This window comes from Kribbella sp. C-35 (assembly GCF_046549195.1).
Lineage (GTDB): Bacteria > Actinomycetota > Actinomycetes > Propionibacteriales > Kribbellaceae > Kribbella.
In genome coordinates, this window is the sequence record NZ_JAJPWG010000002.1 from 603,313 (window position 1) to 623,471 (window position 20,159).

The 20,159-nt window shown below is 68.7% G+C and carries 20 protein-coding genes; 10 read left to right on the plus strand and 10 right to left on the minus strand.

Features of this window, described 5'->3' with window-relative positions:
* Nucleotides 1–5 precede the first annotated feature (5 nt).
* The 5 genes from ACLJOO_RS15465 to ACLJOO_RS15485 are packed head-to-tail and all read right to left on the minus strand — an operon-like array spanning nucleotide 6 to nucleotide 3,579.
* Nucleotides 6–965, minus strand: coding sequence for an ROK family glucokinase (locus ACLJOO_RS15465; RefSeq protein ID WP_410787826.1), 960 nt, complete (start codon nucleotides 963–965; stop codon nucleotides 6–8).
* Nucleotides 956–1,366, minus strand: coding sequence for a hypothetical protein (locus ACLJOO_RS15470; RefSeq protein WP_410787827.1), 411 nt, complete (start codon nucleotides 1,364–1,366; stop codon nucleotides 956–958). Before ACLJOO_RS15470 ends, ACLJOO_RS15465 begins: the two co-directional genes overlap by 10 nt.
* Nucleotides 1,363–2,673 (minus strand): ArsA family ATPase, encoded by a 1,311-nt coding sequence (locus ACLJOO_RS15475; RefSeq protein WP_410787829.1) that lies wholly within the window; start codon nucleotides 2,671–2,673, stop codon nucleotides 1,363–1,365. Before ACLJOO_RS15475 ends, ACLJOO_RS15470 begins: the two co-directional genes overlap by 4 nt.
* A gap of 4 nt (nucleotides 2,674–2,677) precedes the next feature.
* Nucleotides 2,678–3,109: an SRPBCC family protein gene (locus tag ACLJOO_RS15480; RefSeq protein WP_131342091.1), complete on the minus strand. Its 432-nt coding sequence runs from the start codon at nucleotides 3,107–3,109 to the stop codon at nucleotides 2,678–2,680.
* The gene (locus tag ACLJOO_RS15485; protein WP_410787831.1) at nucleotides 3,076–3,579 is read right to left on the minus strand and encodes a hypothetical protein; all 504 of its coding nucleotides are present in this window, start codon (nucleotides 3,577–3,579) and stop codon (nucleotides 3,076–3,078) included. Before ACLJOO_RS15485 ends, ACLJOO_RS15480 begins: the two co-directional genes overlap by 34 nt.
* A gap of 105 nt (nucleotides 3,580–3,684) precedes the next feature.
* Here ACLJOO_RS15485 and ACLJOO_RS15490 point away from each other — a divergent pair, with 105 nt between their 5' ends.
* Nucleotides 3,685–5,472, plus strand: a complete 1,788-nt coding sequence (locus ACLJOO_RS15490) for an AMP-dependent synthetase/ligase (RefSeq protein WP_410787832.1) — start codon at nucleotides 3,685–3,687, stop codon at nucleotides 5,470–5,472.
* 1 nt (nucleotide 5,473) lies between these two features.
* Here the strand turns inward: ACLJOO_RS15490 and ACLJOO_RS15495 are convergent, their stop codons facing one another.
* The gene (locus ACLJOO_RS15495) at nucleotides 5,474–6,043 is read right to left on the minus strand and encodes a TetR/AcrR family transcriptional regulator (RefSeq protein ID WP_410787833.1); all 570 of its coding nucleotides are present in this window, start codon (nucleotides 6,041–6,043) and stop codon (nucleotides 5,474–5,476) included.
* A gap of 85 nt (nucleotides 6,044–6,128) precedes the next feature.
* Here ACLJOO_RS15495 and ACLJOO_RS15500 point away from each other — a divergent pair, with 85 nt between their 5' ends.
* The 7 genes from ACLJOO_RS15500 (at nucleotide 6,129) to ACLJOO_RS15530 (ending at nucleotide 14,861) form a co-directional block, all read left to right on the plus strand.
* The gene (locus tag ACLJOO_RS15500; protein ID WP_410787834.1) at nucleotides 6,129–7,124 is read left to right on the plus strand and encodes a saccharopine dehydrogenase; all 996 of its coding nucleotides are present in this window, start codon (nucleotides 6,129–6,131) and stop codon (nucleotides 7,122–7,124) included.
* A gap of 59 nt (nucleotides 7,125–7,183) precedes the next feature.
* Nucleotides 7,184–8,098 carry an ABC transporter ATP-binding protein gene (locus tag ACLJOO_RS15505; RefSeq protein ID WP_410787835.1) on the plus strand — a complete coding sequence of 305 codons (915 nt, stop codon included), beginning with the start codon at nucleotides 7,184–7,186 and terminating at the stop codon, nucleotides 8,096–8,098.
* On the plus strand, nucleotides 8,095–8,859 hold the full coding sequence (locus ACLJOO_RS15510) for an ABC transporter permease (protein ID WP_410787836.1): 765 nt from the start codon (nucleotides 8,095–8,097) through the stop codon (nucleotides 8,857–8,859). Before ACLJOO_RS15505 ends, ACLJOO_RS15510 begins: the two co-directional genes overlap by 4 nt.
* Nucleotides 8,860–8,882: 23 nt before the next feature.
* The gene (locus tag ACLJOO_RS15515) at nucleotides 8,883–10,118 is read left to right on the plus strand and encodes a sensor histidine kinase (protein ID WP_410787837.1); all 1,236 of its coding nucleotides are present in this window, start codon (nucleotides 8,883–8,885) and stop codon (nucleotides 10,116–10,118) included.
* Complete coding sequence (locus ACLJOO_RS15520) at nucleotides 10,111–10,752, plus strand: response regulator (protein WP_410787838.1); 642 nt, start codon at nucleotides 10,111–10,113, stop codon at nucleotides 10,750–10,752. The genes ACLJOO_RS15515 and ACLJOO_RS15520 overlap by 8 nt, the downstream gene beginning before the upstream one ends.
* A 281-nt stretch (nucleotides 10,753–11,033) precedes the next feature.
* Nucleotides 11,034–14,339 (plus strand): S8 family serine peptidase, encoded by a 3,306-nt coding sequence (locus tag ACLJOO_RS15525; protein WP_410787839.1) that lies wholly within the window; start codon nucleotides 11,034–11,036, stop codon nucleotides 14,337–14,339.
* Between the two features lie 99 nt (nucleotides 14,340–14,438).
* Nucleotides 14,439–14,861, plus strand: coding sequence for an STAS domain-containing protein (locus ACLJOO_RS15530; protein ID WP_410787840.1), 423 nt, complete (start codon nucleotides 14,439–14,441; stop codon nucleotides 14,859–14,861).
* Here ACLJOO_RS15530 and ACLJOO_RS15535 read toward each other — a convergent pair whose 3' ends face one another.
* A complete protein-coding gene (locus ACLJOO_RS15535; RefSeq protein WP_410787841.1) occupies nucleotides 14,862–15,464 on the minus strand; it encodes a TetR/AcrR family transcriptional regulator in 603 nt (200 codons plus the stop codon). It abuts the gene before it with no gap.
* A 65-nt stretch (nucleotides 15,465–15,529) separates the two neighbouring features.
* Here ACLJOO_RS15535 and ACLJOO_RS15540 point away from each other — a divergent pair, with 65 nt between their 5' ends.
* Both ACLJOO_RS15540 and ACLJOO_RS15545 read left to right on the plus strand, forming a co-directional pair.
* Entirely contained in the window at nucleotides 15,530–16,210 is a 681-nt protein-coding gene (locus ACLJOO_RS15540) for a molybdopterin-dependent oxidoreductase (protein WP_410787842.1), read from the plus strand.
* Nucleotides 16,207–16,815 carry a DUF2867 domain-containing protein gene (locus ACLJOO_RS15545; protein ID WP_410787843.1) on the plus strand — a complete coding sequence of 203 codons (609 nt, stop codon included), beginning with the start codon at nucleotides 16,207–16,209 and terminating at the stop codon, nucleotides 16,813–16,815. Before ACLJOO_RS15540 ends, ACLJOO_RS15545 begins: the two co-directional genes overlap by 4 nt.
* 49 nt (nucleotides 16,816–16,864) lie before the next feature.
* Here the strand turns inward: ACLJOO_RS15545 and ACLJOO_RS15550 are convergent, their stop codons facing one another.
* The 3 genes from ACLJOO_RS15550 to ACLJOO_RS15560 are packed head-to-tail and all read right to left on the minus strand — an operon-like array spanning nucleotide 16,865 to nucleotide 20,028.
* On the minus strand, nucleotides 16,865–17,770 hold the full coding sequence (locus tag ACLJOO_RS15550; RefSeq protein WP_410787844.1) for a carbohydrate ABC transporter permease: 906 nt from the start codon (nucleotides 17,768–17,770) through the stop codon (nucleotides 16,865–16,867).
* Nucleotides 17,767–18,669 (minus strand): carbohydrate ABC transporter permease, encoded by a 903-nt coding sequence (locus ACLJOO_RS15555; RefSeq protein ID WP_410787845.1) that lies wholly within the window; start codon nucleotides 18,667–18,669, stop codon nucleotides 17,767–17,769. The genes ACLJOO_RS15550 and ACLJOO_RS15555 overlap by 4 nt, the downstream gene beginning before the upstream one ends.
* 3 nt (nucleotides 18,670–18,672) lie before the next feature.
* Nucleotides 18,673–20,028: an extracellular solute-binding protein gene (locus ACLJOO_RS15560; RefSeq protein WP_410787846.1), complete on the minus strand. Its 1,356-nt coding sequence runs from the start codon at nucleotides 20,026–20,028 to the stop codon at nucleotides 18,673–18,675.
* Between the last annotated feature and the right edge of the window lie 131 nt (nucleotides 20,029–20,159).

Sequence of the window (20,159 nt, forward strand, 5' to 3'; positions counted from 1 at the left end):
GACAATCATGGTGCTGGGGCCGGGCGGCGGGCGAGGTCCGCGGCGCCGATCAGGCCGGCGTCGTTGCCCAGCTCCGCGAGGGTGAACGGCGCGTGCGGGCGGTTGGCCTTGGCGGGCAGCACCTTCTCGAACGCCTGCACCGCGGACTTCATGATCAGGTCCTTCGCCGCGCTGACACCGCCCCCGATCACGACCAGCGTCGGGTCGAAGATCGTCGCCAGGCTCGCCACGCCCTCGCCGAGCCAACGGCCCAGGTCGTCGAGCAACTCGACCGCGCACGGGTCTCCTTGGACGGCGGCGTCCGTGATCATCGGGCCGGTCAGCTCGGCCGGGTCGTTGATCCCGCACACGCTCAGCATCTGCATCGCCGCCAGCGAACCCGACTCGGCCTGCGCCCTGCCCTCGCGCACCAGCGCCTTACCGGAGGCGTACTGCTCCAGGCAGCCGCGAGAACCACACCCACACCGGTGCCCACCGGGTACGACGCGCATGTGGCCGAGCTCGGCCGCCACACCATGGGCGCCGCGCAGCAGCTCACCGTCGATCACCACGCCACCGCCGATCCCGGTGCCGACCGTGATGCAGACCATGTGCTCGACGTCCTTGGCCGCGCCGAACGCGAACTCGCCCCACGCCGCCGCGTTCGCGTCGTTCTCGACCACGACCGGAATCTTCAGCTGCTCCGCGACCCGCGCGCCGAGCGGCTCGTCCCGCCAGGCCAGGTTCGGCGCGAACAGCACCGTCGACCGGTCCGAGGAGACGAACCCGGCCGCGCCGATCCCGACCGCTTCCACGGCGTGGTGCGCGATCAGCTCGGCCGCCGCGTCACAGATCGCCGCCGCGGTGGCGTCGACCGAGTCGGCCGGGGTGTCGCGATGCGTGCGCGCGATGATCTCGCCGTGCTCGTCGACCACGCCGGCCGCGATCTTCGTGCCGCCGACGTCGATGCCGATCGTCAGTCCCATGGTTCGGGGTCCTCACTCACGTCGATCCGGTCCACCCGGGACCGAGTCGATTCTTGGGTCGATTCTTGGGCCGGTTCCTCCTCCGGTGGCGAGGACCGCGACGCTGCGTCCTCCCGCGTCTGCCGGGCCGCGTCCGCGGCGGCCTCCAGCAGAGATCTCAGTGAGCCGAGCACGTGCGCGGCCGCCGTCGACAGCTGCTCGATCGTCTCCGGGCTGGTGTTCCGCACCCGGTGGATCAGCTGACAGACCGGGCACCAGACACAGTCCGGCCCCAACTTGTGCTCCTGAGCTGTCTCATGGGCAGTCTCGTCGGCAGGCGGCGCGTCATGAGCGGCGTTCTGCAGTACGGCGAACAGCTTCGCGGCCTCCTCAGCGACCGAGCCGACCGGATCTTTCGTCACCGCGCCGCCTCGCGACGCGTGAGCGCCTCGTGGTACTCCGCCGTCAGCCCTTGCGCCAACTCCTGCGCCGACTCCAAAGGACCTGACCCGCTCGGAACCTCCGACGAAGGCGTCACTGGCCGCGCGGTCTCCCGCGGCGAGAACCGCACCTGCAACCGGCCTTCGTCCAGCCGCGCGCCTGCCACCACGCGCCGTGCCAGGGCGGCCGGCAGCGGCAGCACCCGGCGGTACGACCCGACGGTGATGATCAGCTCGTCCCCGTGCCGCGCGAGCTCCAGCTCGTCGGCGGATGCCAACGGCAACGGCATCGTCAGCGTGTACGTCCGCCCATCGGTGTCGATGTGCCGGTCCACCCACAGCGACGTGTCGTCCGTGGCGCGGGCGAACGGGTCGTCCCCGCCGTACATCTCGACCGCGAACGCGGCCAGTTCCTCGACGCCGACCGGCTCACAGACGCGGTACGGCGACTCCCAGATCGGCAACGGCCGGAACGAGTCCGCGACTTCCTCGAGAATCCCCCGCTGCGCGGCGACCCACTGCCGGCGCCACGTGTCGGCCCCGGCCGCCGGGAACACCCGGTTCGCCACGACGCCGTCCACGCGGTACCCGTACAGCGACAGCCTGGTCAGCGACCGCCGGGCCTCGGCGACCACGACCGCTTCCGGCGTCAGGACCAGCCGCACCGAGGCGTCCGGGCCGGCCAGCAACGTGCGGATGTCGGACAGGTCGGCCTGCAGTCGCCGCAGCGCGTCGAAGACGGTGTCGTCCGGCATCGGGATGCTCGACCCGCGATTCAGGAACGGCCGGAAGGTCCGCATCATCTTGCGTTCGGCGTTGAAGATCCGATCGAGGTACCAGTTCAGTGCTTCGGGCAGGGCCAACAGCCGGAGCGTTTCCGCAGTCGGGGCGCAGTCGACGACGATGACGTCCCAGCGGCCGGACCGGACGTGGTCGCGCACCTCGAGCAGCGCGAGCACCTCCTCGGCGCCGGGCAGAACGGTCAGTTCCTCGGCCTCGACCGGGTCGACGCCGACCATGTGCAGCACCGACCGCAGATACGCCTGGATGTCGCCCCAGGACCGCTCGAACTTGCGCTGCGCGTTGATCTGCTGGACGAACAGCAGGTCGTCGATCTCGGTCGGCTCCGGCCCGACCGCGGAGTCGAACGCGTCCGACAGCGAGTGCGCGGCGTCCGTCGACAGCACCAGCGTCCGCAGCCCGCGGAGCGCCGCGAGCGTGGCCGTTCCCGCAGCGGAGGTCGTCTTGCCTACGCCGCCCTTACCTGTGTACAGCAGTACCCGAGTCACTGGATCAGGACTCGACGCGCTTCTTGAGGCCCTTGAGAGCCGTGTCGATGATGACCTTCTCGGCCTTCCGCTTGAGCATGCCGATCATCGGGATCGCCACATCCACAGCCAGCCGGTACGTCACCTCGGTCCCCTCGGCTCCCAGATCCTTCAGGACGTACGCGCCGTCCATCCCCTTCACCATCTTCGCCTCGACCAGCGTCCAGGTCACCTCGTTGCGGGACCAGACGTAGGCCAGCGTGTACTCGTCGGAGATCGCGCCGGCGTCCACCTTGAACCGCACCTTGTTCGGCCGGCCGGCCTCGTCGGTGGACAGCACCTCGGTCTCCCGCATCGAGTCGGCCCATTCCGGGTACGCCGCGAAGTCCGCGATCACCGCCATGATCTCTTTGGGGGTCGCGTTCACCTGGATGGTCGAGGTGGTCTGTTCCGCCATCGATTCACCTCTTCAGTTGCCTGGGACGGGTGCTGCGGGACCGCCGGACCCCCCGATGGATCCGTGCCCTCCCCGGAGACTATCGCGGGATCGGATCCGGTACGGCGTTCGCCCGCCGCGCGGCCCGCTTCGAGCTCGTCCTTGAACGCCCACAGCCGCTCCCGGTACGCCGCGACATACCGCTCCTTCAAGCGCTCGACCGCGCGTCCGCGGACCGGTTTCGCGGGGTCGACCCGCAGGTACCAGTGCACGACGACCCCGTCCCGGACGGTCTCCAGCCACCATTCCGCCGTACCGATCGCGGCACCGGTGACGGCCCACCGGACCCCCTCCAGGCCGCGCCGCTCGGACGGCGTCAGCGTGAGATCCGGCCACCACTCACGCCACAGGGTGTCCGAACCGAGCCGCTCGGCGACGTAGGCTGGATCAGCAACGACCAGGTCGTCGCAACTGATGTCGAGCAATGGCATAGCTAGAACCTAGTTCCGTGGGTCACATAAACCTGGCTACCTGTGGGTAGGTGACTGTAGCGTGCGCCGGAAGTCGACAATTCGGGACCGACTGAGGAGACGCGGATGCGTGAGTACACCGTTCCTGCTGTGACAGAACCGCCCACCGGGAGCCTGAGCGACCCCGTGTGGGCGAACGCGTCCTCTCATCCTGACACCGCGGTATTCAGTCGCCGTACGGGATCTGCCTGGACAGACGTCACCGCGGCGGAGTTCGCGCAGCAGGTGACGGGCGTGGCGAAGGGCCTGATCGCGGCCGGTGTGAAGCACGGTGAGCGGGTCGCCCTGCTGAGCCCGACGCGGTACGAGTGGACCCTGATCGACTACGCGATCTGGAGCATCGGCGCGGTCACCGTGCCGATCTACGAGACCTCCTCGACCTCGCAGATCCAGTGGATCCTGACCGACTCCGACGCGGTCGTCGCCGTCGTCGAGAACGCGACCCACGGCGCGGTCGTCGAGTCCTCCCGGGCCGAGGCGCCCGCGCTGCAGGAGGTCTGGCAGATCGAGGCGGGCGCCGTCGACCAGCTGACCGCGCTCGGCCAGGACGTCACCGACGCCGAGTTCGACAAGCGCCGCTCCGCGGTGACGCCGTCCGACCTCGCGACCCTGATCTACACCTCCGGTACGACGGGACGCCCGAAGGGCTGCGAGATCAGCCACTCGAACTTCCAGGACGAGCTCGGTCCCGCAGTGAAGATCCTCGACGACCTCTTCGACACCACCGGCGCGAGCACGTTGCTGTTCCTCCCGCTCGCGCACGTGTTCGCCCGGATCATCCAGGTCGGCTGCGTGATGAAGCGGGTCAAGGTCGGGCACAGCGCCGATGTGAAGAACCTGGTCGAGGACCTCGGCGCGTTCAAGCCGACGTTCATCCTGAGCGTGCCGCGGGTGTTCGAGAAGGTGTTCAACTCGGCCAGCCAGAAGGCGCACGCGGACGGCAAGGGCAAGATCTTCGACGCCGCCGCGGAGACCGCGATCGCGTACTCGCAGGCCCAGGACAAGGGCGGCGCGTCGTTCGGGCTGAAGGCCAAGCACCTGCTGTTCGACCGCCTCGTCTTCGGCAAGCTGCGGGCGGTGCTCGGCGGCCAGGTGCAGTACGCCGTCTCCGGCGGCGCTCCCCTCGGCGACAAGCTCGGTCACTTCTTCCGCGGCATCGGCGTACCGGTTCTGGAGGGCTACGGCCTGACCGAGACCACCGCCGCGGTGTCGGTGAACCTGCCCGACGACATCCGCATCGGCACCGTGGGCCGGCCGCTTCCTGGTGTGACGGTCGGTGTCGCGGACGACGGTGAGCTGCTGTTCAAGGGCGGCCAGGTGATGCAGGGCTACTGGAAGAACGACGAGGCGACTGCGAACGCGATCGACGCGGACGGCTGGTTCCACACCGGCGACCTGGGCGAGTTCGACGTCGACGGGTTCATCAAGATCACCGGCCGGAAGAAGGAGATCCTGGTGACGGCCGGCGGCAAGAACGTCGCGCCGACGATGCTCGAGGACCAGATCCGCCTGCACCCGCTGGTCAGCCAGTGCATGGTCGTCGGCGACGGCAAGCCGTTCATCGCGGCGCTGATCACGATCGACCCGGAGAACATCGTCCCGTGGGCGACCGAGCGCGGGAAGCCGACCGACCCGGCGGCACTGACCCAGGACGCCGACCTGATCGCCGAACTGCAGAAGGCGGTCGACGACGCGAACGCCTCGGTCTCGCACGCCGAGGCCATCAAGAAATTCTCGATCCTCCCGATCGACTGGACCCAGGAGACCGGCGAACTGTCCCTGAAGCTCTCGCTACGCCGGCACATCGTGATGGAGAAGCACGGCACCGACGTCGAGGCGCTCTACGCGAAGTAGTTCACCCGCGGAGGAGGTCGCCCGTGATCAGCCCGGTCAACGCGGCGACCGCCGCCGGCGCGGTCACCCGGCCGTGATTCAGCTCGGCCGCGATCGCCTCGGCCGCACCGAGTACGCCAACGCACCGCAGCCGAAGCGCCTTCGGAGTGAGGTCCGAGTACGGCGTGAGCGCGGCGACCATCAGCGCGACGTACTCGGCGAGCAACTGATGCTGCGCGGCCGCCGCCTCCGGATCACCCTTCAGCGCCGCGGACACGGCCGCGAACTCCGGTAGGTCCGTCGCGCAGGCGAAGTACGCCCGGCTCAGCACCCGCGCGGTCTCGGCGGCCCCGGCCGTCGACTCGATCGCCCGGGCGACCGCCGCGCGGTGCTGCTCGTCCATCAACCGGTAGAGCGAGAGCAGCAGGGCCGCGCGCGTCCCGAAGTGGTCGTACACGACCGGCCGGCTGACGTCGGCGGCATCGGCCAGGGTGACGAGGGTCAGCCCGTCCGTACCGCGCTCGCGGACCAGCGTCAGCGCGGTGTCGAGCAACTGCGCACGCCGTGCCGGTTTGGCCATCCGAGCCGCCATCACCCCTCCTTGCGATCGCCAGGATCCTAAGCTACAACTTGTAGCCTACAAAATGTAGGTTACGGAATGTAGCTAAGGAGCTGTGATGGATTCGGTACTCATGCTGGGCGGTTCGGGCCAGGCGGGCGCGAGCACCGCCGCGATGCTGCGGCAGTGGCATCCGGACCTGCCGCTGACGATCGCCGGCCGCGACCTCGGCCGCGCCCGGCGCGTTGCGGACGACCTCGGTACGTCGGCCGCCGTCAGCGTCGATCTGTCCCGCCAGGGTCTCGGCCTGCCCGACGGCTCCCGCCACTCGGCCGTCGTCGCGACCGTGTGGGACAAGCACCTGCTGGGCCTGCAGTACGCCCAGGACCGCGGTGTCCCGTACGTGAGCATCTCCAGTGGGCTGTCGGATATCGCGCCCGAGGTGGTCGCCGGCGGACAGCGGCCGACCGCCGCGCCGGTCCTGGTCGCCAGCCACTGGGCCGCGGGCGTGGTCGTCCACCTCGCGAGGTACGCCGCCCGCGAGTTCGACCGCGTCGACACCGTCGAGATCGGCGCCGTCCTGGACGAAATGGACGCCGGTGGTCCCGCCTCCGCGGCGGACCTGGAACGGTGGGCGGACGCCGCATCCACCGCGATGATCCGCCAGGACGGCGTCTTCCGGTGGACCGCCGACGTCGCCGTGGACGTCCCCGCCGCCGATGGTGTCGTGTTGCCCGGCCAGCTGGCCGGAATCCTCGACGTACCGAGCGTCGCCGTGGCGACCGGTGCGGCGAACGTCCGGTTCGGGTTCGCGATGGGTGTGTCGTCCGGGCGGCGTGCGGGCGGCGAGCCGTCGCACGACATCCGCATCCGGCTCGGCGGAACCGGTCGGAGCGGCGCTCCCCTGGAGCGGACCATGCACCTCGTCCACCCCGGCGGCCAGCGCCCCGTGACCGCCGTCGGCATCGCACTCGGCCTCGAACGACTGATCACCCGGCAGGGCGATCTGGTTGCCCCAGGCATCCACATGCCCGAGGGCCTGGTCGACCCGGAGTACGCCGTACGTCGGCTGCTCGGGTCCGGCGCGACGCTCGCGCATCAGCCGATCGGCTGATCCCGGCACGACCCGATCGGGCGATGTGCCGCGGGCGTGCCGTCGGCGAAGCTCGGTGTATGACCAGCAATTCTTCGATCGTCGAAGTCAGGGACCTGCGGAAGGCGTACGGCGGGCGCGCCGTTGTCGACGGGTTGTCGTTCAGTGTCGACGAGGGTGAGATCTTCGGGATCCTCGGGCCGAACGGGGCCGGCAAGACCACCACCGTCGAGTGCGTCGAGGGCCTGCGCATCCCTGACGGCGGACGGATCCGGGTCGCCGGGCTCGACCCGGTCGCCGATCATGCCGCCGTCACGCAGGTGCTCGGCGCGCAGCTGCAGGAGAGCGAGTTGCAGGCCAAGCTGACGGTCCGCGAGGCCCTCGAGCTGTACGCCGCCCTGTACCCGAACCCGGCCGACTGGCGGCCACTCGCCGAGAGACTCGGCCTGACTGGGCGGTTGAACACCCGGTTCGGCGTCCTCAGTGGTGGCCAGAAGCAACGACTGTTCATCGCGCTCGCGCTGATCGGCAACCCGCGCGTCGTCGTACTGGACGAGCTGACCACAGGCCTCGACCCGCGCGCCCGCCGGGACACCTGGGAGATCGTCGAGGATGTCCGCGCGAACGGTGTCACCGTCCTGCTGGTCACGCACTTCATGGAGGAAGCGCAGCGGCTGTGCGACCGGATCGCCGTGATCGACGGGGGCCGGATCACCGCACTCGACACTCCGCAGGGACTGATCAGCGCATCGGCGGGATCCACCGTCATCTCGTTCACCCCCTCGGCGCCACTCGACAACGACGAGCTGGCCGCGCTGCCCGCACTCACGTCGGTGGATCTCAAGGACGGCCGGATCACGCTCGGCGGGTCCGACGAGACCGTGACCGCGCTGCTGTCGCTGCTCGCCCGGCGCCGCATCACCGCCCATCAGCTCCGCGTCACCGACGCCACCCTCGACGACGCCTTCCTCGACCTCACGGGAGCCACCAAATGAGCACCACCGCGGCTGTACGTCGTACCTCGCCGAGGACCGCGGTGCTGCGGGCCGAGGCGCGGTTGTTCCGCCGGGAGGCCGGCACCCTGTTCTGGACGCTCGGCTTCCCGCCGCTGCTGCTGGTGATCCTCGGGTCGATCCGGAGCTTCCGGAAGTTCGACGCCGGGCTCGGGATGCGGGTCATCGACGTGTACGTGCCGACCCTCGTCCTGGTCGCGCTGATCGTCACCGGTCTGCAGGCGATGCCGCCGGTGATCACCGGCTATCGCGAACGCGGCATCCTGCGCCGGATGTCCTTGACCCCGGTCCGGCCGTCCGCACTGCTCACTGCCCAGATGGGACTGAACGGCGCCGCGGGTGTGTTGTCGGCGTTGGTCTGCCTGGCGATCGGACGGCTCGCGTTCGACGTCCAGCTGCCGAAGCAGGCCCTCGGCTACGCGCTGGCGTTCCTGCTCACGGTCACCGCCGCGCTGGCCCTCGGCGCGCTGATCTCGGCGCTCGCTCCGACCGCACGGCTCGCGACCGGCGTCGGCATGGTGGTGTTCTTCCCGAGCCTGTTCTCCGCCGGCCTGTGGGCTCCCGTTCAGTCGATGCCGCACACGCTGCGGGAGATCGTCGTACTCCTGCCGTTCGGTGCCGCGTCCCAGGCGCTCGAGCAGGCCGCGGCCGGGCATTGGCCCGCGTGGTCCCACCTCGGCGTGCTGGCCGCGTGGGCGGTAGCGCTGTCGGCGGCCGCCGCGCGCTGGTTCCGATGGGAGTAAGGACGTTCGTGCAGACTGGGCAGGTGACGACGGCCGACAGCGAGCTCGACCGGCGCCAGGCGGCCTTCCAGCGCTGGGCGCCGTACTTCCTGCTCGGTCTCGGCACTTTCCTGGCGTCGGTCACCTCGGGGCACCTGATGCCGCTCGCCGGCGAGCGGCTCGCGGGTGTGGTGCTGGTGGCGGTCGCGCTGGTGATGCTGGTGTGGTGGGACCGGAGTGGCCGCCTGCATCGCGGCCCGAACGCCGTGTCGGTGACGTACTACGTGGTGCGGTGGGCGATCGCGTTCGCGCTGACGGTCCTGAACGGGTTCTTCGCGTTCTTCGTTGTGGCCGGCTACTACGACGCCGACGAGCTGATCCCCGGCCGGAAACGGCAGCGGCTCGCGCTGTTCGCGTGCTCCATCCCGATCGCCGGTGCGCAGACCGGCGGCATGCCTTTCCGCGACCGGGCCGGTTGGCTGGTGTTCGGCGGCCTCCTGATCGCGAACAACGTGCTGCTGACGGTCGTGAAGTTCTTCGCGGAGCAGCAGGAGGCGCGGTCGCAGGCCCGGGCCGCCACCATCACCGAGCTCGAGCAGGCCCATGAGGAGAACGCCGCGTTGCAGGCCCAACTCCTTGTGCAGGCAAGGGAAGCGGGCATCGCGGACGAGCGCCGCCGGCTGGCCGCGGAGATCCACGACACCATCGCGCAGGGGCTGACCGGCATCATCGCGCAACTCCAGGTGGTGGCGAACTCTTCTGATCCGGCATCCGTCAAGGAGCACGTCGGCCGCGCGACCGATCTGGCCCGGCACAGCCTGGGCGAGGCCCGCCGCTCGGTGCAGAACCTCGCCCCGGAGGGCCTGTCGTACGACGGTCTCCCCGAGGCGCTCCGCAAGACCGTCGACCAGTGGTCCGAGCGGACCGGCGTACCCGCCGAGTTCACCCTGACCGGTACGGCGCAGCACCTGCACGGCGAGTTCTCGGCGACGGTCTTGCGGATCACGCAGGAGGCGCTGGCGAACGTGTCGAAGCACGCCGCCGCGACACGCGTCGGCGTGACGCTGAGTTTCATGGACGACGAGGTGACGGTGGATATTCGCGACGACGGCAAGGGTTTCGATCCGCTGGCCCTGTCTACCCGGACCGGCACCGGCGGTTTCGGCGTCGACGGCATGCGGGCCCGCGCCGAACGCATCGCCGGCTCCCTCACGGTCGAGTCCGAGCCAGGGTTCGGTACGGCGGTGTCGGCTCGCCTACCGTTGGTGCTCCATGGCTGAGTCATCTGAGATCTCACTGCTCCTCGTCGACGACCACCCGGTGGTCCGCAACGGGCTGCGCGGCATGTTCGAGTCCACGCCCGGCTTCACCGTGCTCGCAGAGGCGTCGAACGGCGTCGAGGCGGTCGAACTGGCCGCGGACCTGACCCCGGACGTGATCCTGATGGACCTCCGGATGCCGGGTGGCGGCGGGCTCGACGCGATCACCGAGCTGACCCGGCGCGGCATCCGTTCGAAGGTGCTGGTGCTGACGACCTGGGACACCGACACCGACACGCTGCCGGCGATCGAGGCGGGCGCCACCGGGTATCTGCTCAAGGATGCGCCGCAGGACGAGTTGTTCAACGCCGTCCGCCAGGCCGCGGCCGGTCGCACGGTGCTCTCCCCCGCGGTCGCCTCGCGGCTGGTGTCGGCGGTCCGTTCGCCGGCGCCGAGTCCGCTGGCCGCGCGCGAACGGCAGGTCCTGGAGCTGGTCGCGAAGGGTACGTCGAACCGCGACATCGCGCGGGAACTGTTCATCAGCGAGGCCACAGTGAAGACGCATCTCAGCCACGTCTTCACCAAACTCGGCGTCACCGACCGTGCCGCAGCCGTTGCCAAAGGCTACGAGCAGGGCATTCTCGGTCGCGACTGACAAACTCCGAGGTCTGGCCGGGCGCGGGTTCTCGGCATAACCTCGGCTCAGGCAGGCGCCGCGGGGGTGCCGGCCGCGACGCCGGTATCCGGGGGGATTCGGTCACAGGACTGAGGGGTTTTCGCGTTTCGACCTTGGGGGTCTCCTGACGTTCTGTGCTGCCTCCTTCCGCGACGGCGTTCCGTCTCTCTGGAGGCCCGCGCATGAGGTCACCGCATCACCGACGAGGTCATCGTCGTACCGTCACTCAAAGAACCGCCACTCGAAGTGTCACGGCCGGTGTGTCCGCCGGTCTGCTGGTCGCCGCGCTGCTGCCCGCGATGACCGCGTCAGCCGCAGATCCGACTCCCACCGCGCCGAACGGCCGGCCCTGGACCGCGACGCCCCTGACCGTCGCCAGTACGGTCAACGGCGCCAAGTCACCCAGCGGTCAGCTCGCGAAGAGCGATCCCGCGCTGGTGAACAGCACGTCCCCCAAGCAGGTGCGGGTGGTCGTGAAGCTCGATTACGACTCGCTGGCGGCGTACCGCGGCGGGATCAAAGGCCTGCCCGGCACCAGCCCGGCCGTCACCGGCAAACGCCTCGACGTGAAGGGCGCGAACGCCACGAAGTACCTGAAGCACGTGGCCACGGTGGAGAACAGCTTCCTCGCCGCGATGCAGTCGAAGGTCCCGAGCGCGAAGGCAGGACAGCGGCTGCGCACCGTGTACGGCGGTATCGCGCTCAGCGTGCCGGCGAACAAGGCCCGCGACCTGCTGAAGCTGCCCGGTGTGGCCGCGGTCCAGCAGGACAACCTGCAGCAACTGCTCACCGATTCCAGCGGCACCTTCATCGGTGCTCCGACGATCTACAACCAGCTCGGTGGATCGGCCAACTCCGGTAAGGGCGTCATCGTCGGCGTCCTCGACACCGGCGCCTGGCCGGAGCACCCGTCCTTCGCCGACCCGGGCGGCCTGCCCGCACCACCGCCGACCGCGGACGCGACACCACGCGTGTGCGACTTCGGCGACAACCCGCTGACACCGGCGACCGACGTGTTCAACTGCACCAACAAGCTCATCGGCGGCCGGCCGTTCCTCGACACCTACAACGCGGTGATCGGCGGCGACACCTACCCGGACAGCGCGCGTGACTCCAACGGTCACGGCACCCACACCGCCTCGACATCGGCTGGTGGCGCGGTCGCGCACGCCAACCCGCTGGGCATCGACCGCGGCGCGATCGCCGGGATCGCACCGGCAGCGGCCGTGTCGGTCTACAAGGTCTGCGGCGCCGAGGGCTGCTTCCCGAGCGACTCGGTCCAGGCCGTCGCACGGGCGATCCTCGACGGCGTCCGGGTGATCAACTTCTCGATCTCCGGCGGCAGCGACCCGTACAGCGACCCGGTCGAGCTCGCGTTCCTGGACGCGTACGCCGCGGGCGTGTTCGTCTCCGCCTCGGCCGGCAACTCGGGTCCGGGCGCGGCGACCACCGACCACCGCGGCCCGTGGGTCACCACGGTCGCGGCGTCCACACAGAGCCGCACCTTCCGCTCGACGGTCACGCTGACCGGCGGCGGCGCGACCGCCACGGTCACCGGCGCGTCGATCACGGCCGGCATCAGCTCGGCGCTGCCCGTCGTACTCGCCGGGAGCACTGCGGGCTACACCGATCCGACCTGCAACACCCCGGCGACACCGGGGGTGTTCACCGGCAAGATCGTCGCCTGTCAGTTCACTCCGGGACGGGTGATGAAGGGGTTCAACATCCTGCAAGGCGGCGCGGCCGGCATGCTGATGTACAACTCCACTGGTCCGTCCGACGTCTTCACCGACAACCACTGGCTGCCGGCCGTGCAGCTCGAGAAGCCGGACGCCGACGCGCTGCTGGCATTCCTCGCCGCGCACCCGGGGACCACGGCAACGTTCACACAAGGCACCAAGACCACCTGGCAGGGCGACGTGATGACGTCGTTCTCGTCCCGCGGCCCCGGTGGTGACTTCCTGAAGCCCGACGTCACCGCACCCGGCCTGCACATCATGGCCGGAGCCACGCCGACACCCGAGTCCCCGGCCGAAGGTCCGCCCGGGAACCTGTACCAGGTGATCGCCGGTACGTCGATGTCGTCGCCGCACGTGGCCGGCTCCGCCGCACTGGTTCTCGCCCTGCATCCGTCGTGGACGCCCGGCCAGATCAAGTCGGCGCTCGAGACGACCGCCAAGACGACCGTCAAGAAGCCGGATCGGACCACCCAGGCCGACCCGTTCGACTACGGCGGCGGGCGGATCGACCTCACCAAGGCCGGCGACCCCGGTCTGACCCTGGACGAGACCGCGGCGAACTACGCGGCCTCGGCCACCGACCCGCTGAACCGGATCGATCTCAACCTGCCGTCGGTGAACGCACCGACCATGCCGGGCCTGATCACCGCCACGCGGACGGTCACCAACGTCACCAGCCAGACCCTCACCTTCATGGCGTCCGGGACCACGGTCAGCGGTGCGAACATCACCGTGCTGCCGCCGGCATTCCAGGTGAAGCCTGGCAAGTCGCAGAAGCTGACGATCGCCATCACGGCCCCCGACGTACCCGACGGTCAATACTTCGGTCAGGTCAACCTCAAGCAGGTCGGCGGTAACCGGGCCCTGCACCTGCCGGTGGCGTTCTTCCGCCAGGAGGGCATCGTCCCGATCGACCAGACCTGTGTGCCGTCCACGATCGCGCGGAACACCGGTCAGTCGACCTGCACGGTGACCGTGGAGAACAAGAGCCTGCAGAGCACGGAGGTCACGGCAGTCAGCACGCTGAGCTCGGAACTGCGGCTCAACAGCGTCACGGGCGCGACCAAGGTCGGCTCGCAGATCGCAACCAAGACGGCCACCCTCGCCGGGCGCCAGCCCGACAGTCCGGTCATCGCGCCGGGATCGTTGGCCGGGTACCTCCCGCTCGACGCGTTCGGCACGACGCCGATACCGGTCGGGGACGAACAGGCGTTGAACTTCAACGTTCCGGCGTTCCAGTACGCCGGGCAGACGTACACCCGGATCGGGGTGACGTCCGACGGCTACTCGGTCGTCGGCGGCACGACGTCCGGTGACGACGTCCAGTTCCTCCCGCAGACGCTGCCGGATCCGGCACGACCGAACAACGTGCTCGCACCGTTCTGGACCGACCTCGACGGCACCGGCGCGCCCGGCGTCTTCGCCGAAATCCTGACCGACGGCGTCAGCAGTTGGATCGTCATCGAGTGGCGGCTGAACCTCTTCGGGACCAACAGCCTGAAGGTGTTCCAGCAGTGGATCGGCATCAACGGGACCGAGGACATCACGTACGCGTACGATCCGGGCAACCTTCCCGGTGACCCGGGTCCGGCGTACGGGCTCACGGTCGGTGCGGAGAACTTCGAGGGTACGGCCGGCAGTCAGATCACCGGTCCGCCGGTCACCGACTACCGCATCACGAGTACGCCGGGAGCCCCGGGCGGCTCGATGACGTACTCGATGAACATCAAGGGTGTGCAGAAGGGCACCGGGTCGGTGACGACCGTTACCTCGACGCCACTCGTCAAGGGCGTCACGATCGAGGTCGACAAGATCATCGTCAACTGATCACAGGCACGTCCGGGCCGGGTCTCACGGGTCCGGCCCGGACGCTGTGCGCTGTGCTCGGTGGCCGCGGTGCAGGTTAGCCGCGGGGTACCGGGACGCATGAAAACACCCCATGCGATCAGGTCCGCCCGCCGACCGGCAGTGGTGAGCGGACCATTCGTCTGTAGCTGGAGTTCTGTCGGTGACTGTGCGATCGTCCGGGTGGCGGGCACCGTCGATGTCCGTACCGCCCCCACCTTCGCGCACGAACTCCACCACGTCATCACCACCAAGCTGCCGCGGCTCGTCGTCGACCTGCGGCGCGTCACGGCGATGGAGGCGACCGGCCTCACGGTTCTCGCCGACGCGCACGAACTGGCTGTCCGGAACGGCGGCTGGCTGCGCGCCTCCGGAGCCGGCCAGTGGCTGGCCGACCTCCTACGGGCCACCGGCGCCGACCGGCCGCTCGAGCACTACCCCACGTTGGCGGAAGCGCTCCCGGCGTACCGGCCGGCGATCAGAGCTGTCACTTCCCACCACTGATCAGGTGGTCGCCGCCCGCACGCCGCGCAGTACGACGTCCAGCACCACGTCAGCCTCGACACGGGCGGCCTCGGGGTCGGCGGCACGGGCGATGTAGAGAGCTGAGCCGTAGAGACCGCCCAGTGCGAGGTGCGCCAGCGCGTCGAGGGTGACGCCGGGCAACGCGCCGCTGTCCACCAGCGGCGTCAGCACGGTCCGCAGCATTGGCAGCTCGACGCCTTCCGCGCCGCTTTCCCACGCGCGGGCGGCCAGCACGGTCACACTGTCGATGATCACGATCCGCCGGAACGCCGGGCGCAGGCAGGCGTCGAGGAACGCGGACAGGCCCGCACGTACCGCGACCCACGGATCCTCCTCGGCCAGGGCCGCGGCCATCACCTCCCCCGCGGTCTCGTCCAGCACCACGTCGTAGACCGCCGTGAACAGCGCGTCCTTGCCGCTGAAGTGGTGGTAGAGAGCGCCCTTCGCGAGACCCGCGCGCTGGACGATGTCGTCCATCGCGGTTGCCGCGTAGCCCTGCTCGACGAACCGCTCGCGCGCGATCCCGACCAGCAGCTCCCGGGTTGCCTCCGCTTGCCGTTCCCGCAGCCTCTTGACAGTCACCCGGTAAGCATAAAAGACTGACTGCAAGTCGGTGACCGACCGTCGGTCGGTAAAGGAGGTTCGTGATGGTGTCACTTCCGCCAGGACAACGCCGCGTCGAGGGGTTCCCGCGCTTCGGCACCCATCTGCACCGGCCGCCGCCCCCGGTGCCAGACGCTCCGGTGATCGCGATCAGCGGCGTCGTACGCAAGCCGTCGGAGGTGCCGCTGCCGGAGCTCGCCACGCTGCCGCGGCACGAGCTCGTCGCCGACTTCCACTGCGTCTCCGGCTGGGCGGCGACCGACCTGCGGTGGGAAGGAGTGCGGTTCGCCGACTTCTTTCGCGCCTTCGTCGAACCGGCGCTCGACGCGGAGGTCTCCGTCAGCCACCTGGCGTTCGAAGGTCTGGACGGGATCAGCTCCGTGGTCGAGCTGCAGGACGCCCTGGCGGACGACGTCCTGCTCGCAGACCGGGTGAACGGGCGCCCACTCGGCGGCGACCATGGCGCACCGATCCGGTTGGTCAGCCCCGCCCAGTACGGCTACATGAGCATCAAGCACCTGTGCCTGGTCGAGGTGTGTTCCGCTCTGCCGGCACACCGCCTCGATCGGAGCCTCATCGGCCGGCTGATCGAGGGCCATCCCCGAGCTCGGGTCTGGCACGAGGAGCGCCACGGCCGCATCCCGGGACGCCTGATCCGGCCGTTGTACCGCCCGCTGATCCGCCCCATCCGGGCCCTCTGCGCGAAAGGAACGCAAGACCGATGAGACTCCCCAACGACGTACTGAATTCCCAGGACTGGATCATCGACGACGTCGTGCCCGACTTCGACGTCGAGGACGTCTGGGCACTTCCCATCGAGGGCGGCGCGGACGATTTTCCGGCCGTCATCGAGACGCAGCAATCCCTCGACTTTCCGGGGTCCGCGCCGATGCCGGTGCGCTTGCTGTGGGGCATTCGCGACCTGCTCGGACGCGCGTTCGGGCTCGGGCGCATCTCGACATCCGCAGACGCCGCCGGCACCTGGCCGCCCGTTCCCGGCACGGGCGAACCATCGCTGCTCGCGCGGGTTCCGGACGACCTCCGCGACACGTCCCCAGCATCGCTGGCCACCGACAAGCCGTTTCGGCCGCTGTACCGCACCGGCACCGAACTCGCCGAGGAAATCTCCAACCGGACCATGTACGGAGTGATGCACCTGGCCTGGGCCGACCAGGGAAGCGGCCGCTACCGCGCGCAGATGACCGTCTATGTCAAACCCCGCGGCACCTTCGGCAAGGCGTACATGGCCTTCATCAAGCCGTTCCGCTATGCGATCGTCTATCCGGCACTCATGCAACACCTCGAACGAACCTGGTCGCAACAGCACTGACGCACGTCCGGCATCACCCGATGGGGTGATGCCGGACCTGCGGTACCTGTCAGGTCTTCGAGCCGGACAGAGCGATACCTTGCACGATCTGGCGCTGGGCGATGATGAAAACCAGCAGCATCGGCAGCGCCGCCATGGTCGTGGCCGCCATCAGGCTCGTCCAATCGGAGGAGTAGGCGCCCTTGAACTGAGTGACCACGAGCGGAATCGTGAAGTTCCGATCGCTGTTCAGGAAGATCAGCGGAGAGAAGAACGAGTTCCACTGTCCGAGGAACACGAAGATGCCGAGGGCCACGAGTGGGGTACGCAGCAGCGGCAGGATGATGGTGGTGAAGATGCGGACCCGCCCCGCGCCGTCGATCGAGGCGGCTTCCTCCAGCTCCAGCGGAATGCCGCGGACATATTGGCGGAGGAGGAAGACGCCGAAGGCGTTGAACAACGCCGGCGGGACGATCAGCGCCAGGTGGGTGTCGATCCAGCGGAGCTGCCCCATGATGACGTACAGCGGGATCACGGTCAGCTGGAACGGAACCATCAGGGTGGCCAGGAAGACGCCGAAGATCACGTTCCGCCCCGGAAAACGGATCCGCGCGAAGGCGTAGGCGGCCATCGAGCAGGTGATCAGGGTGAGGACCGTGACCAGGCCGGCGATATAGACACTGTTGAAGTACGCGCGCGCGAAGTCGGCGCCGTGCCAAGCGGTGACGAAGTTCTGCGGCTGCCAGACCTTCGGCAGCAGCTTCGGCGGCTGGGCGAAGATCTCGTCCAGCGGCTTCATGGCCGAGAACAGCATCCACAGGAATGGCACGAACATCACCAGCGAGCCCGCGACCAGAAGCAGGTGCAGCGGAATCCAGGACGGCTTGAACCGCCCCCCGCTCAGCCTATGAGAAGCATTCTTTCGACGCGCCGGCTCGAGGCCCCGGGCGTCGATCTCGCCTGATGAGGAAGTCATTCGGTGTAATGCACCCATCTCTTCTGAGCAAGAAACTGGAGGCCGGTCAGGGCCAGCAGGACGAGGAACAGGTACACCGCGATGGCCGCGGCGAACCCGAACTTGAACTCACGGAAGGCGATGTTCACGATGTCGTACACGATCGTGTGGGCGTTCGCCGGCGCTGTGGTGTCGAAGAAGAAGTAGATGTAGTCGAACACCTGGAAGGACCCGATGATCGAGGTGATCGACAGGAACAGGATGGTCGGCGAGAGCAGCGGCACGGTGATCTTGCGCAGCTTCTGCCATTCCGAGGCGCCGTCGATGTCGGCGGCCTCCATCAGGGTGGGCGAGATGTTCTGCAGACCGGCGACGAACATCACGATCATGTAGCCGAGGCCCTGCCAGATCGACACCAGGACGATGGCAGGGATCGCCGTCCCCGGATCCTGCAGCCAGTCAGGTGGGTGGGGCACCCCGAGCGACTTCAGCAGCGCGTTGATGGGACTGATCTCGGGGTTCAGCAGCCAGAGCCAGACGGCGCCCACCGCGACGGTCGACGTGACCTGCGGCGCGAAGAAGAAGATCCGGTAGAACGGCGTCAATCGACCCGCCTTCTGAATGAAGAACGCGAAGAAGAAGCCGGTGATCAGCAGTCCGGGGACCTGGAGGGCGGTGAACCACGCGGTGTTCAGCCAGGACTGCCGCAGCTGGGCGTTCTGCCAGACACCGATGAAGTTCTGCAGCCCGACGAACGTGCGCGAGCCCAAACCGTCCCAGCTCGAGAACGACAGCACGAGGGCGAAGACCAGGGGACCCACCATGAAGGCGATCAGGCCGATGAGCTGCGGGGTGAGAAAGGCGTACCCCCACAGTGCTTCGGTCCGCCGTCTGCGCTTCACATCGGATGCGAGCGCCATGTCTCACTTCCCGTTGTTGATGAACTTGCAGATCTTGTCGGCCCACACCTTCGCGTTGTCGCCGGCCTTGATCGACTTGTCCATCTCGGTGCCGAGGTTGGCTCCGACCTCCGCCTTGGACGCGATGGCCGACGGGATGGCGTAGCCCTTCTTGGCGGCCTCCGTGAACCAGGCACAGTGCTCGGGCAGCTTGTTCTCCATCACGACCTCGTCCAGTCCCGCGACGGCCGGCACCGCGTTGCCTCCGCCGGAGAGCCGGGCCTTCTGACCGTCCTTGCTGACGAACCGGGTGGCGAAGTACATCGCGGCTTCGGGGTCCTTGGCCTTGGCGTTCACGGCCATGGCCGCTGTGTAGACGATCGCCGGCGGTACAGTCTTCCCGTCGGCGGACGGGAACGGTGCGATGTCGTAGCCGAACTTCAGCTTCTTGAGGTTCGGGAGGATCCAGCGTCCCACCTGGCAGCTGGCGAGCTGCTGGCTGTAGAACAAGGCGTCGATGGCCTGACCCTTCGGCAGCGACCCGCCGTAGGTGATGTTGCCGTTGGCCATTCCCTCCCAGAGCCACTCGAGGGTCTCCATCGATTTCGCGTCCTCGTTGAAGATCATCTTGTCGCCGTCGGCGACCTTGCCTCCGAACGCGGTCATCCAGCTGAGCATGGGGCCGAAGCCGCCTTCCAGCACCATGCCCCGTTTGCCGGTGGCCTTGATCTTGGTCAGGAAGTCGTCGACGGCGTCTCGGTTCCAGCCGCCGGACTCGTGCAGTTGCGCGGGGTTCTGGGTGATGCCGGCGGCCGCGCACATGTCCTTGTTGAACCAGAACACGATCGGGTTGCAGTCGACGACCAGTCCGTAGGTGCCCGGGCTGCCGTCGGCAGGCTTGCACCAGCCCATCAGGTTCGGATACAGGTCGTCGATCTTGACGGGCGCGTCCGCCTTCGACGTGAACTCGGTGAAATCGGCGACCTTCTTGGCCTGGATGAGCCGTTGCATGCCGGAGTCCTGCACGTAGAAGACGTCCGGAGCGCTGCTGCCGGCGAGCTGGGTGAGCAGCTTGGCGCCGTAGTCGCCGACGACCACCTGGAAGGTGACCTTGGCCCCGTGCGCGGCCTCGTAGTCCTTCGAGATCTGCCGGAACCGCTCGGCCTCGCCCGGGTTCGCCCAAGAGGCCCAGGTCACGGTGCCACCCGTGCCGCCCGCGCCGCCGGCGCCGCCCTTGCCGGCGGAGCTCGAGGTGCCCCCCGCGCTACCGCCGGCGCAGGCCGTGAGCAATGCGCTCGAGCCCACTCCGGCGAGGGCCGCACTGGCCAGGAAACCACGACGTGTGATCGGTCGCCCCAAGGGCATTTCATTGGTCGGCATCACAGTTCTCCTTCTCTTGGTTCGGTTTTCGGCAGACGGCCACACCGGCGAGGTCGGAGCTGAGAGCCGGCCCGGCGGCTTCTCGAAGAAGGCGGATATTAGCGGTAAAACATAGGGACGTCAGGCAATTC